A 13,927-nucleotide genomic window follows, 5' to 3' on the forward strand; every position below is an offset into this window, starting at 1 on the left:
CCAATGATGAGTCCTCTCCGAAAACCTCAAAACCCAATTTTATTGGTTTGCAACATATTGAAAATCAATGTTCATCTTGTGAAATTTTCAAGAAAAAAGACTTATCGGAAGAGACTCAATGATTAATCAGTAAAAAAAGAGATACAGATGAGAAATATATTTCTAACATTTATAGCGGTAGTATTAGCTATCTCCGCTTCGGCACAGGAGCCGAAATGGGAGAATCTGTTCAACGGACGCAACCTGAGGGGATGGGAAAAATTGAACGGAACAGCAGAGTATAAAGTACAGGACAATATTATTGTTGGTATTTCCAGAATGAACACCCCAAACACCTTTCTGGCGACAAAAAAGACCTACAGCGATTTTATACTGGAATTCGATTTTAAAGTGGATGACGGGCTTAATTCGGGAGTTCAGTTCAGGAGCAACAGCTTGAAAGAGTATAAAGACGGTAGGGTACACGGGTATCAGTTTGAGATCGACCCTTCCGGTAGGGCTTGGACTGGTGGCATCTATGATGAAGCCCGCCGGGGATGGCTATATCCGATGAACTACAACCCGAAAGGGCAGAATGCTTTTAAAAACGGAGAGTGGAATCGCGCCCGTGTTGAAGCGATAGGTAACTCTATTCGCACCTGGGTGAACGGTATCCCTTGCGCCGACTTGTTGGATGATGTAACCCGCTCGGGTTTTATTGCCCTTCAGGTTCATGCCATTGGAAGTGCTGGACAGGAAGGAAAAACAGTTTCTTGGCGCAACATACGTATCATGACCGAGGATCTCGAACGGTTCAAGTCACCTGAAAGCAAAGATATCTGCCAGCTTAATATAATAGCTAACACTATCTCGGAGAGGGAAGCCGGGGAAGGGTGGAAGCTGCTGTGGAATGGAAAAACTACCGAAGGGTGGCGGGGTGCCAAGTTGGATCATTTTCCTGAAAAGGGATGGTCAATTGAAAACGGTATTCTGAAGGTGCATAAGAGTGACGGCGGTGAGTCAACAAACGGAGGTGATATCGTGACTACCCGCCCTTATAAGAACTTCATGCTGAAGGTGGATTTCAAAATTACCGAAGGAGCTAACAGCGGCATTAAATATTTTGTGGATACCAATCTTAATAAAGGGCAGGGTTCAGCTATTGGCTGCGAATTCCAGATACTGGACGATAAAAAGCACCCCGATGCAAAACTGGGAGTAGAAGGGAACAGGACCCTTGGCTCGCTCTACGACCTGATTGCGGCACCCATGGACAAACCTTTCCGCAGCGGTTTCTTCAATACGGCCATGGTAATAGTGGATGGGAACCATGTAGAGCACTGGCTTAATGGGGTGAAGATTATTGAGTATGAGAGAAATAATCAGATGTGGAATGCGCTGGTGAACTATAGCAAATACAAAGACTGGCCAAATTTTGGTAATGCGGAAGAGGGACTGCTTCTTCTACAGGATCACGGAGACGAGGTGTGGTTCCAGAATATCAAAATTAAGGAGTTGGAGTAGATGTAATAGTTTCTTGAACGTTCTATAGGCAAAAGTAAGGTTCTCCTGCATATTGCCGGAGCTTCAGGGAAAATAATATTTTTTTGAGAATTATTCCAGACGAACATGAGGGTGAAACTGCAAATTGATGCACCCTCACGTTCGTTTAGACTTACAATTTTCTGTTTTTAAAGGAAGTCCTTTTTATATAAACTCTTTCTTAATTATCTCTACCCACTTAACCAAACGATCTTCGGTCATATCATATTCATTGTCTTCATCGATGGGCAATCCCACCCACATTCCATCGATCACGGCGGTGGAGTCATCGTATGTATATCCTTCATCCGCGACCTGCCCTACAATTTCAACTTTATCCTTGATCTCATCATAAATTATTTTCATTGATTCGACAAAACTGTTAGAGAAAGAGGCGCTATCACCTAATGCGAAGATGGCAGTTTTTTTGCCGGAAAAATCCATTTTGGCAAAAGAGGGAAGAAAACTGTCCCAGTCATCCTGCAGATCACCAACTCCTGTTGTTGATGTACCAAGTATGAGGTAGGGGTAATCTTTTATTTCTTCGAGAGAAACAGTTCCAACATTGTATAAATCGGCATTGCCGTTTAACAGATCCTGCACCTGCTTTGCAATTGACTCTGTATTTCCGCCTGATGAGCCGTAAAGGATAGCAATTTTGTTCATAATTAATTTAATATCTTTTGTTTGTTCAGTTAATATATAGGTAAATACTTATTTAAACGCCTGACAATCACGATGAAAGATCATCCATTTTAGTCGCAGGCCTTTTTGTTGATAGTTAATGGATAAAATGGTGCTTTCTGACTTGTTTTACTGAATAATTATTAACTGATTAACAGTTCAAGAAGGAAATTGTTTGCCGCGTGAAAGCCAAATAAGATCATATGGCATCTTTTCTTTTGTAGAAAGATGAAAATATGCTATTTTTGCAGTCTTATACGGCGCGGTAGTTCAATGGATAGAATAGAAGTTTCCTAAACTTTAGATCCGGGTTCGATTCCCGGCCGTGCTACTTTGAATTAAGCTGCAATCGATGATTGGTTCATTGGTTGCAGCTTTTTGATTTTTCAGGCAAACTTATCTTCATTGCTGAAAGGCTGATCCCTCTGTGACAGTTGAGCTAATGTCTGAATGAGCTGTGTGAAAATAATAACATCGAAATTACCACTTGGTTAAAATATTGTTTCTCGGATAGGTAGCGGTGCTTATCTTGCAAGTCAACAGATATGCCAAAGTGAAACTGTACAAAGGAGAGATAGCTGCCAAGCACTACACACTGAAAAACTGTATTTCTTAATGCGATGTATGACATATGTATATACAAGAGAAATGATTATCTTTGTTTTTACGTATAAAGCAGAAACAATTTTAATATATTGGAATCATGAAATTAAACTACATCATAACTCTAATAGGAGTTATTACGATTACATCTGTTTTGATCTCTTGTAATCAAAAGAAAGAAAAAGAAACTGGCAGCGAATGGATTCAGCTTTTTAACGGAGAAGATTTATCAGGCTGGACTCCCAAAATTACCGGGTATGTGGTGGGTGAGAACTGGGGCAACACCTTCCGTGTGGAAGATGGAATGATTAAGGTGCGTTATGATCAGTATGACTCTTTGAGAAACAGGTTTGGGCATCTTTTCTACAAAGACGAATTTTCGCATTATATGCTTCGGGTGGAATACAGAATATTGGGAGAGCAAGCTCCCGGAGCGCCGGGGTGGGCTTATAAAAACAGCGGAATTATGATACATGGGCAAACACCGGAGTCGATGGAAATAGACCAGGATTTTCCAACCTCAATTGAAGTTCAACTTCTTGGTAGCGACTCGCTTGTACAACGTACCAATCTTAATGTATGTACACCAGGCACAAATATTGTGATGGAGAACAAATTGATACTTGATCACTGCATAAATTCCACTTCCGGTTATTTTTACGGTGAAGAATGGATTACGGTTGAGGTGGAGGTGAGGGGTAACGAGGTTATCAGACATATTGTAAATGGCGATACAGTACTTGAATACAACCAGCCTCAGCTGGATGAAAGAGATGCAACCTATGTCAGGCTGTTTGAGCTTAACGGTGGTGATAAAATGCTGAGCAAGGGTACCATATCGTTACAAAGCGAAGGGCATCCTATTGATTTCAGGAAAGTAGAAATAATGGTGATGGAAGAGTAGGCAAGTAAAGCAACCAGCTTATCCTTGTTTTTCAGTACAAAAAATAACCAAGATAGACTGTCGGAAATGCACTGCTGAAAGTCGATATTTTGCTGATAGATAAAAAAATCCCGCTCTGAGACAAGGCGGGATTTTTTATGATGATAATTCATTTACAATTTTGGCCCGGCTGGAACTAGAGCCTTACCTGCTTCGTTACCTGTAAACTTATTGAAGTTTTTAATGAAGCGCCCTGCAAGGTCCATGGCTTTGGTGTCCCATTTTGATGCATCAGCATATGTGTCGCGGGGATCTAGGATAGCAGTATCTACACCTGGCAACTTGGTCGGTACCTTAAAGTCAAAATAGGGGATCTGTTTAGTGGGAGCTTTATCGATGGATCCGTCAAGGATAGCATCAATGATTCCGCGTGTATCTTTGATTGAGATTCGTTTCCCGTTTCCGTTCCATCCGGTGTTTACCAGATAAGCTTTTGCTCCTGATTTTTCCATTCTTTTCACCAACTCTTCGGCATATTTTGTAGGGTGAAGTGAAAGAAATGCTGCACCAAAGCAGGCCGAGAAGGTGGGAGTGGGTTCCGTAATGCCACGCTCGGTACCGGCTAGCTTAGCTGTAAATCCTGACAGGAAATAGTATTTTGTCTGCTCAGGTGTAAGGATCGAAACTGGAGGCAACACTCCAAAAGCGTCGGCAGATAGAAAAATCACCTGATGTGCTGCAGGCCCCTTTGATTTTGGCTTTACGATATTGTCGATGTGATAGATTGGATATGAAACACGGGTATTCTCAGTCACCGAGTTGTCGGTGTAATCGATCTTCCCGTTTTCATCCACGGTAACATTCTCCAGAAGTGCGTCACGCTTGATAGCTTTATAGATATCCGGTTCGCTCTCTTCACACAGGTTAATAACTTTGGCGTAGCAACCACCTTCGAAGTTAAAAACGCCCTCATCATCCCATCCATGTTCGTCGTCACCGATGAGAAGACGTTTTGGATCGGTTGAAAGAGTAGTTTTTCCAGTTCCAGAAAGGCCGAAAAAGACAGCAGTGTTTTTGCCTTCGCTATCTGTATTGGCAGAGCAATGCATAGAAGCAATACCTTTCAACGGGAGCAGGTAGTTCATATAAGAGAACATCCCCTTTTTCATTTCACCGCCATACCATGTACCACCTATAAGCTGCATCTTTTCTGTAAGATTGAATACTGTATATGTTTTGGAATTCAATCCCAGCTCTTTCCAGTTTTCGCCTGCGTCGGTTTTAGAAGCATTCATCACAACAAAATCGGGTTCGCCATAATTTGCCAACTCCTCAGCTGTGGGGCGTATAAACATATTCTTTACAAAATGGGCCTGCCATGCAACCTCCATGATAAAGCGGATTTTCAAACGTGAATTTTCGTTTGTTCCACAAAAGGTATCCATTACGAAAAGTCTTTTGCCTGAAAGCTGCTTCGTGGTAATTTTCTTCAACTCCTGCCATGTTGCAGGTGTGATGGGTTTATTGTCGTTTTTATATTCGTCTGATGTCCACCAAATAGTCTCTTTTGATACCTCATCCATGACAAAGAATTTGTCCTTGGGTGAACGGCCTGTGTATACACCGGTCATCACGTTTACAGCTCCTGACTCTGTGACCTGACCTTTCTCAAAACCTTCTAACTCAGGTTTTGTCTCCTCAATAAAAAGCTCCTCGTATGACGGGTTGTGAATAATTTCTTTCACATTAGAAATGCCATACTTGCTCAAATCTAAATTTGCCATTTGAATAAAATTTGGGTTTAATATTTATAGAATGAATAAAACTTATTTGTTTTACAACCTAAAACGGTGCACAAAAGTAATCAAATTACTTTAATCGGAAAAACAATTAAAGAAATTTTTCTTTAATTGCCTGTTTTTTTCTCCAAATATCTCCATTTCAACAAAAAAATGCTCCGAATGTTTAAAAAAAACCGGTGGAAATAAAAATTTTTCCGCTTCCGCATCTATTCCAAATTACAGGTGATTCTTTTGGCAGATGATGTTTTGTGCCCTGTTTCGTACCTGTTAGCCAAAAGAGTGGGGCGTTAAAGGCAAAACATCTTGATATCATCTGTTTGCCTATTTACCTATAGTGCGGAAAGAAGCGAAAGTTCAGTAAAATTAATAGTCAAATAAATGAGTAATATTCGTTCAAAACAGGGAAAAACATTACCTTTGTTTTCCGAAAATAACAGACAAAACTTTTAATTAAAAATGAAAGTATATAACTTTTCGGAAGAAAACTCTTTACTTAACTCTTTTGTCCGTGAAATAAGGGATATAACCATCCAGAACGACAGGCTTAGGTTTCGAAGGAATATTGAAAGAATAGGAGAGATTATGGCTTATGAAATAAGCAAAAATCTTACTTATAAAAAAATTAAAGTGACTACGCCGCTGGATGTTGCGGAAGTGAATGTGCCTGATGAGGAGATTGTGATAGGGACAATATTGAGGGCAGGCCTTCCTTTTCATTACGGTATTCTGAACTATTTTGACGGGGCGGAGAACGCGTTTGTTTCCGCATACAGAAAATACAAAGAGACCGGGCATCAATCTTTTGATATTCATATTGAATATATCGCTTCGCCATGGATTGACGGGAAAACACTTATTCTTGCAGACCCAATGCTGGCGACAGGGAGCAGTATGGAGTTGACCTACCGTGCCCTGTTAACAAGGGGAACTCCTTCACACATCCATATTGTCACTATCATTGCCAGCAGGCAGGCAATAGAATATTGTTTGAATATTTTTCCCGAAGAAAAGACAACTATATGGGTTGCAGCCATTGACCCCGATCTTGACGAGTCCTCCTACATTGTTCCGGGAATTGGAGATGCGGGCGATCTCGCATACGGAGAGAAAATTTAATCATTAGTCTACTTGAAAGAGTCTCAAATTAGAAGATTTGACATCATAATCACTTGTGAATCAAAAATCATTTTTTCATAAAACGACTTATTAAAGTGGACTCAATTATAGAATTTTTTTTCAAACGCTTTGAATTCTCCTTTTTTCAGGATAAGCCGTTTCCATATTGCCGAAAGAAAGCCGGCACCGTAGCCGGTCAGCTGTATCCATGAAGCTGCAATGCTCAAGAGCGCGACCTTAACTGATCTGTTCTTCAACAGTGAATCGATAAACAGCAGCATGGAGTAAGCAGCAGGAATAAGCAGGAGATGAGGTAAGAGGGGTGACAGAATGAAGATTGCCGCCATCCCTGTTACAAAAAGAGCAGGGAATGAGTGCACTGGCTTCAGTGATCCCGGATGTGCCAGATGCAAGTTAATACGAGCTATCCCCGAATTGTAGACCTGTTTGAAGAATTGTTTGAATGTAGATCTCCTTTTGTGATATACATATGCATCAGGAATGAGCGCTGTTTTAAATCCGTTTTTCAGTAGTCGCAGGCTAAAATCTATATCTTCCCCGAATCGCATTTTCCCATATCCCCCGATGGCATTGAACGCTTCACGTGATACACCCAGATTGAAACTTCTGGGATGGAACTTGTCAATTGATCTTTTCCTGCCTCTGATTCCGCCTGTTGTAAAAAATGAGGTCATAGAGTAGTTGACCGCTTTCTGTATCGCGGAGAATGCCGGTAGTGCAGCATCTGGGCCTCCATAGGCATCAGTGTATTGCTTATTAAGAAACTGTGATACTATCTCTATATAGTTTTCAGGAATAATACAGTCGGAATCGAAAAATATCAGATAATCGTTATTAGCTTTCCGGGCACCTGCATTTCTGGTTAGCCCGGGACCTGAATTCATCTTTTCAAAGTAGATGAGGGGTAGCTTGTTATGGTATTTTTCTACAACTGTGTCTCCTTTTTTGTCAGAACCATCCTCTACAACAATCACTTCAAACTGTTTATTAGTTTGTTTGCAGAGGCTTGCTAGCAGCTCGTCCAGCTCATCGGGGCGGTTATATAGAGGGATAATGATAGAAAAATGCATTACCAGATATTTTTTAAGCATTGCAAAACTAACTATTTTATTTTGGTTTCCCATTCTGTTTGAAGAGTAATCTTTAATTCTTCTCTGCAAAGCATTATTTGTTGCAAGAGGATTAAAATAGATTATGATGGTTAATGCATATAATAGACTCAACTTTTGCATATCCACAGATTACAGGGAGACCCGTCTGTTGGCCCCAATTGGGAAAATTATTTTTCAACTAAGCGGTTTTTGTATATTAAGTAAGTCCGGCAACCCGGTAAAAAAGTATTGAAACGCCATGTAATCCATTAAATAGCAACAAAATAGGCCTAACCAAAACTCAGAAGTACTTTCTGCTGATTGTCAGGTGTTTAAAAAAAATGTCTAAGTATTGTCAGTTAAACATTCAAAAATTCTGATTTCTGACATTTTTATAAAAGCTCATCTATAGTAAAAAGAAAAACAATTAAATAAATGTGAAAATGTTTGAATATTTAGAAAATATAGAATACCTTTGTCCTTTCTTAATAAAATCAAAATGTTCAAGTCATAGAAAGTCAAAAGAAAGAAATCCGGAATAAAGTTGGTTGGCATATGGTAAAGTGTTGTAAAATGGTTGTCTATCTTCTTCTTCTTTTGTTGATTGCAGGTTCGTGTAAGAATTTTGAGGGAACACAAATTAAAGGAGAGATATCGAATCTGGAATACCCTTATATTCTGGTATCTCACTTGTCGGCTGACACATTTGCCATTGACACAATATCAGTCGATCGCAGAGGAAAATTTAACTATATATGCAATATCGATACTCTTACCACCTTCTCATTCTATCTTAACAATTACGAGAGCGCTGCAGTAGTTTTTGCAGATGACGGGCAGAAATTAACTGTCAAGGGCGATGCTCATTTTCCTGATCTTATAAGGGTGAATGGAAACGATATCAACGATGATCTGACTTTTTTCAAATCAAAAAACCAGGATTTGCTGAAACAACGCACTCAACTAATGCTTAACATGCAACTCAGAGAGGTGTTGGATACTATACGTAATAGCACATTGACAGGCAATGATGAAATAGCCCAGTTGAATCTCCTTAACCATGAGCTGACACTGAATGCCGAGGATTTTATTAAAGAGCATCCAGCGAAAATGTCGAGCCTGATCCTTATAAATGAGTTTTTCACGGGAAGTGAAAATCCCAAGGCACTTGAGCGTGTGCTGGGATATATGCAGGGAGATATAATGAGGACCCGTGCAGCAGTTAGGCTTAAATCATATTCACAAAAGATAAACAGATCTGCCGAAGGGGTCATAGCTCCCTATTTTCAGTTGACCGACAATGGCGGCAAAACTATCCATCCATACGATTTCTCAGGTAAGTATCTGCTTTTGTCCTTTATTTCAACTGCCGGGATAGAATCGCGTGAGACGGTGTCATTACTTAAAAAAGCATACTCGGGAATGAACAGAGATAGTGTGGAATTTGTTTCTGTTTACATTGATTCGGACATCTATCCGATTGAATATGTAGAAAATGATTCAATCCCTTGGAAAGTGGTACCTGAAAAGAGAGGCTGGGGATCAGACATAGTAGATGCATATAATGTGCAGTATATACCCTATAATATTCTTATTGCACCCGATGGCACCATAAAAGCCAGGAATATACCCGCCCAGGGAGTTTCTGTTGCCATAAATAACAGTTCTAAGGAAAGCATGTAGCCTGATTATAACAGTGCTATATGTTCTTCTGATTACTAGGGCTCTTTAATAAGAGGAGCTTTTTTCGTATAAAATTAAGTGTTAATATAAACCGAAACAGATGCTGGTCAAAGTATTTGGAGCGGCAGTGCAGGGCATTGATGCCACGCTCATTACTATTGAGGTAAACTGTTCAAGAGGCATACGTTTTCTCTTGGTAGGGTTGCCTGATGCTTCCGTTAAGGAGAGCCATGAACGTATTGTTTCCGCCCTCGAGGTGAATGGATTGAAGTTCCCTCGTAAACAGATAGTTATAAACATGTCTCCTGCCGACATCCGTAAAGAGGGATCGGCGTATGACCTGCCATTAGCTGTGGGCATACTTGCCGCTTCGGGAACCCTGAGACCTGAAATGTTAAATAACTATCTGATGATGGGGGAGTTGTCGCTTGACGGTAGCATCCTCCCCATAAGGGGAGCTCTCTCTATCGCGCTCATGGCCAAGGAGAGCGGTTTTAAAGGATTCATACTTCCCGAGGATAACGCAAAAGAAGCTGCTGTTGTGAAAGGATTGGATGTCTACGGAGTTAAAAACATCCGTGATGTGGCCGACTTTTTTAATGGTGAAAAGGAGCTTGTTCGCACCGAAGTGGATATCAAGAGTGAGTTTTTGAATAACCGGTCATCTTTCGAGTTCGATTTTTCTGATGTGAAAGGGCAGGAGAATGTGAAGCGTGCACTGGAGGTAGCTGCTGCCGGTGGGCACAACGTCTTAATGGTAGGTCCTCCCGGTTCAGGTAAATCGATGATGGCAAAACGTATTCCTTCCATATTGCCGCCTTTCTCATTTGATGAGGCTCTGGAGACAACCAGGATACATAGCGTTGCCGGGAAAACCGCACTGAACAGGCCGCTTATGACAGAACGGCCGTTTAGATCACCCCATCATACAATCAGTGATGTGGCAATGGTTGGGGGCGGTACTTATCCCCAACCTGGTGAGATAAGCCTGGCACACAATGGAGTACTATTCCTGGATGAGCTGCCGGAATTTAACCGGAGTGTACTTGAGGTGATGAGGCAACCGCTTGAAGATCGTAAAATCACTATCTCCAGGGCTAAATTCACAGTCAACTATCCGGCCGGTTTCATGCTTGTTTCAGCTATGAACCCATGTCCATGTGGTTTTTACAATCATCCCGGCAAGGAGTGTGTATGCCCACCCGGATCGATACAGAGATATCTGAATAAAATTTCGGGCCCTTTACTCGATAGGATAGATATTCAGATAGAGATTGTTCCCGTTCCTTTTGAAAAAATTTCAGGCGATGCTCCGGCCGAGCATAGTACTGATATATGTAAGAGGGTGATGAGGTCACGAGATATACAGATTAGCAGGTTCAGAAATATGGATGGAATTTATTGCAATGCTCAAATGACAGGGAAGATGTTGCGTAAATATGCCTCTCCCGACAGTGCAGGCTTAAGGCTATTGAAGATGGCTATGGAGAGGCTCAACCTTTCAGCCCGTGCTTACAGCCGCATCCTGAAGGTTTCACGAACCATTGCCGACCTGGAAGAAAGCGAGCATATAAAACCGGCCCATCTGGCAGAAGCCATTAGCTACCGGAACCTCGACAGAGATAATTGGGGAGAGTAATCATCTCTTCTCAAAATGGTGGTCGTCATAGAATTTTGTGAAAGTGTGGCCCCAGCGAAAACCTAGCTTGGCAAACTCTTTTACAACAGGATGACCGGGATGTAGTGTCCCATTGACCGTGGTATCCTGCACAGCCCCTTGTGGCTGGTTGGGAAGATTGGGATCTTTCCAGCGTAACGGGTTGAAACGTGGGTTAATGTCGATAGCCATTCCGCTCGCATGTTTTGAATATGAGATATCCCGGTAGCAGAAGCTGTATGTGTTGTTGTCGTCCATAGACAGGCTGTCGTTCCAGTTGTATTTAACGATAGGGATGGCCTTTTCAATTACAAATCCTTCGTTGAGCATATACTCGAAAAGGTGACGGAGGTCGGCTGCAATTATGCGGTTTGAGAGAATCTGCCCGCGATGAATCTTCCCGTCTGTTGAGAGATAGGTAACGTCTGACAGCTCCAGCTGATCGATTATTTTTTGCGGAGCGTTTGAGCCGGCAACCGCCTCTTCAATGCTATAACTTGAATCTACTATTGTATCTACTGCTGACTCTCTCTTTTCAATATGACACACAGATTCGCAAGACCGGGGAAGAGGTTGCAACTTTTTTTTGTTTTCGGTACATGCTGATAATAAAATCAACAACAACGATAAATTAATTGGGAAAAAATAGAATGAGATTTTCATCAACAGATTGAGTCTTTCATTATGCTCTGTCAAGGAGTAATAGTCTGGAAAATATTTATTTAATATCAATATAACAAGTCAACTATATCGTTAATTTCAAAATATGCATTAAGCGCAGGTTATCAGTCGATTATGAGTAATTAATAGGGGAAAGTGCCATAATTCTGAAAGAGGATAAAGCTGTAAAATCACGAATTTAAGCCAGTTGAAACACTAGCTCAATTCAAGTCCGAACTCATCAGAAAGTTTTTGGAGTGAGGGGTTTTGCGATACCATCTCATCAAATATCTCACGGGAGGTGAGTGCTTTTTTAATTGCATTTCCTTCTGCAATTTTAATTGTCATTGAGATCTCTCCGTTTTGCAGTTTTTCTCTCAGAAAGGAAAGGATAGAGTAGCTATTGTCGTTGAGATACTGTTTATTAAGTTCAGTATTTACTTCCACCTCAAATACGGTGTCGCTCAGCATCTTTGGAAGATAGAGAGACATCGTATTTTTTAGAAGTTTCTCCTCGTCGAGATTTTTTGCATACTCTTCCCATGCTGTAACAAGTTCTTCCTCCGAGAATAGGTTTGAACCGACTTGAATAATTTCAGCCTCTTCTTCATTAGGCTCTTCATTTTTTCTATTTGTCAGGGAAGCGAGTGATATTCCCATTCCTGAGAGAGAAACAGTTTTCTTTTTAAGTGATGAAGGTATCTCCTGCTGTTTCTGAATGCTATTTTTTGTTTGTTTAGTTTTATCCCCTGGCAACTTCCGCTTTTGAATATGGGCCTCATCTTTGTTTGCCTCTTTTTCTGCTGACGCTCTTTTGTTTTCTTCAGCACTTTCAGCATCAACCTTTCCAACAGCTGCTTTATCTCCGCCACTTTCAGCATCAACCTTCCCTGCATAGGCAGTTTTACCTCCGGAGCTTTCAGTATCAACCCTTGCGGTGTTAGCCGATTTGCTTTTAACGCTTTCAATATTAGCTTTTTCTGCAGGCTCCCTGCGAGACTCTATCGGTTTGATAACTGTTTTTTCTTCTTTTTTGTTATTTGTAGGGGTCTCAGTCAGCTGGCACAGCCTTATCAGAGTCAATTCCAGCAGAAGTCGTTTGTTCTTGCTTAACCGGTAGTTGAGATCACAGTCGTTTGCTATTTCAATGGCCTGGTACAGAAAATTGTTACTGCATCGTTTTGCCATATCTATATATCTTTCGCGAATAGACGCCCCCACCTGAAAAAGCTGGACCGTATCTTTGTCCTTGCATACAAGTAAATCCCGGAAATGTGATGCAATGCCGCTGATAATATATTGTCCCTCGAAGCCACTGTTGAGGATGTCATTAAGTATAAGCAGGCAATTTACCACACTACCCTCAAGGATGGCGTCTGACAACCTGAAATAGTACTCATAATCCAAAACATTGAGGTTTTCAATGACCGCCTTGTAGGTGATGTTTCCTCCGGTGTAGCTCACCGTCTGATCGAATATGGATAGAGCATCGCGCATTCCACCGTCTGCTTTCTGAGCAATAATATTAAGTGCTTCAGGCTCCGAGTCAACTCCTTCCTGCTTTGCCACATATTGCAGATGTTCAACAATATCGGATATATTGATACGATTGAAATCGTAAACCTGGCACCGAGAAAGGATTGTGGGAATAATCTTATGCTTTTCGGTTGTGGCAAGTATAAAAATTGCGTGAGAAGGAGGTTCTTCAAGAGTTTTCAAAAATGAGTTGAATGCCGATTGTGAAAGCATGTGCACCTCGTCTATAATATATACCTTATACTTCCCTATCTGTGGGGGTATGCGCACCTGGTCTATCAGTGTACGGATGTCTTCAACCCCGTTGTTGGAAGCGGCATCCAGTTCATGAATATTGTATGAGCGCTGTTCGTTAAAAGCCACACACGACTCGCAATTGTTGCATGCTTCATGTTCATAAGTGGGGTTCAGGCAGTTTATGGTTTTAGCGAAAATGCGCGCACATGTGGTTTTTCCAACACCACGAGGCCCGCTGAAAAGATAAGCATGTGCCAGCTTATTCCCGGCAATGGCATTTTTTAGCGTTGTTGTAAGCGCCTCTTGCCCCACCACTGAACGAAAGGTTGAGGGCCTGTATTTTCTTGCAGAAACAATGAAAGTATCCATATATGAATCCCACCTAAAAATACAAATGTACAAAAATTATCTGTTTTTTACCTGCCAAAAGCAA

The 13,927-nt window shown here is 41.2% G+C and carries 10 protein-coding genes and 1 tRNA gene; 6 read left to right on the forward strand and 5 right to left on the reverse strand.

The window, feature by feature from the left end; all coding sequences use genetic code 11:
• Positions 1–147: 147 nt before the first annotated feature.
• Positions 148–1,503 carry a 3-keto-disaccharide hydrolase gene (locus KDN43_RS04160; protein WP_238868419.1) on the forward strand — a complete coding sequence of 452 codons (1,356 nt, stop codon included), beginning with the start codon at positions 148–150 and terminating at the stop codon, positions 1,501–1,503.
• Between the two features lie 183 nt (positions 1,504–1,686).
• Here KDN43_RS04160 and KDN43_RS04165 read toward each other — a convergent pair whose 3' ends face one another.
• Complete coding sequence (locus KDN43_RS04165; RefSeq protein ID WP_238868420.1) at positions 1,687–2,187, reverse strand: flavodoxin; 501 nt, start codon at positions 2,185–2,187, stop codon at positions 1,687–1,689.
• 277 nt (positions 2,188–2,464) lie between these two features.
• Between KDN43_RS04165 and KDN43_RS04170 the strand changes: the two genes are divergently transcribed.
• Together KDN43_RS04170 and KDN43_RS04175 are read left to right on the forward strand one after the other, a co-directional pair.
• Positions 2,465–2,536, forward strand: a tRNA-Arg gene (locus KDN43_RS04170).
• Positions 2,537–2,908: 372 nt separating this feature from the next.
• Complete coding sequence (locus KDN43_RS04175; protein ID WP_238868421.1) at positions 2,909–3,712, forward strand: 3-keto-disaccharide hydrolase; 804 nt, start codon at positions 2,909–2,911, stop codon at positions 3,710–3,712.
• A 152-nt stretch (positions 3,713–3,864) separates the two neighbouring features.
• Here KDN43_RS04175 and pckA read toward each other — a convergent pair whose 3' ends face one another.
• The gene (pckA, locus tag KDN43_RS04180; RefSeq protein ID WP_238868422.1) at positions 3,865–5,475 is read right to left on the reverse strand and encodes a phosphoenolpyruvate carboxykinase (ATP); all 1,611 of its coding nucleotides are present in this window, start codon (positions 5,473–5,475) and stop codon (positions 3,865–3,867) included.
• A gap of 474 nt (positions 5,476–5,949) precedes the next feature.
• Between pckA and upp the strand changes: the two genes are divergently transcribed.
• The gene (gene upp / locus KDN43_RS04185) at positions 5,950–6,609 is read left to right on the forward strand and encodes a uracil phosphoribosyltransferase (RefSeq protein ID WP_238868423.1); all 660 of its coding nucleotides are present in this window, start codon (positions 5,950–5,952) and stop codon (positions 6,607–6,609) included.
• A gap of 101 nt (positions 6,610–6,710) precedes the next feature.
• Here upp and KDN43_RS04190 read toward each other — a convergent pair whose 3' ends face one another.
• A complete protein-coding gene (locus tag KDN43_RS04190; RefSeq protein ID WP_238869402.1) occupies positions 6,711–7,700 on the reverse strand; it encodes a glycosyltransferase in 990 nt (329 codons plus the stop codon).
• A gap of 594 nt (positions 7,701–8,294) precedes the next feature.
• Between KDN43_RS04190 and KDN43_RS04195 the strand changes: the two genes are divergently transcribed.
• Both KDN43_RS04195 and KDN43_RS04200 read left to right on the forward strand, forming a co-directional pair.
• Positions 8,295–9,404: a TlpA family protein disulfide reductase gene (locus KDN43_RS04195; protein ID WP_238868424.1), complete on the forward strand. Its 1,110-nt coding sequence runs from the start codon at positions 8,295–8,297 to the stop codon at positions 9,402–9,404.
• 100 nt (positions 9,405–9,504) lie between these two features.
• Positions 9,505–11,043 (forward strand): YifB family Mg chelatase-like AAA ATPase, encoded by a 1,539-nt coding sequence (locus tag KDN43_RS04200; RefSeq protein ID WP_238868425.1) that lies wholly within the window; start codon positions 9,505–9,507, stop codon positions 11,041–11,043.
• Here the strand turns inward: KDN43_RS04200 and KDN43_RS04205 are convergent, their stop codons facing one another.
• Both KDN43_RS04205 and KDN43_RS04210 read right to left on the reverse strand, forming a co-directional pair.
• Positions 11,044–11,724, reverse strand: coding sequence for a M15 family metallopeptidase (locus KDN43_RS04205; RefSeq protein WP_238868426.1), 681 nt, complete (start codon positions 11,722–11,724; stop codon positions 11,044–11,046). It lies immediately after the preceding gene.
• Between the two features lie 213 nt (positions 11,725–11,937).
• On the reverse strand, positions 11,938–13,863 hold the full coding sequence (locus KDN43_RS04210) for a DNA polymerase III subunit gamma/tau (protein ID WP_238868427.1): 1,926 nt from the start codon (positions 13,861–13,863) through the stop codon (positions 11,938–11,940).
• Positions 13,864–13,927: the final 64 nt, after the last annotated feature.

The organism is Proteiniphilum propionicum, from assembly GCF_022267555.1.
GTDB lineage: Bacteria > Bacteroidota > Bacteroidia > Bacteroidales > Dysgonomonadaceae > Proteiniphilum > Proteiniphilum propionicum.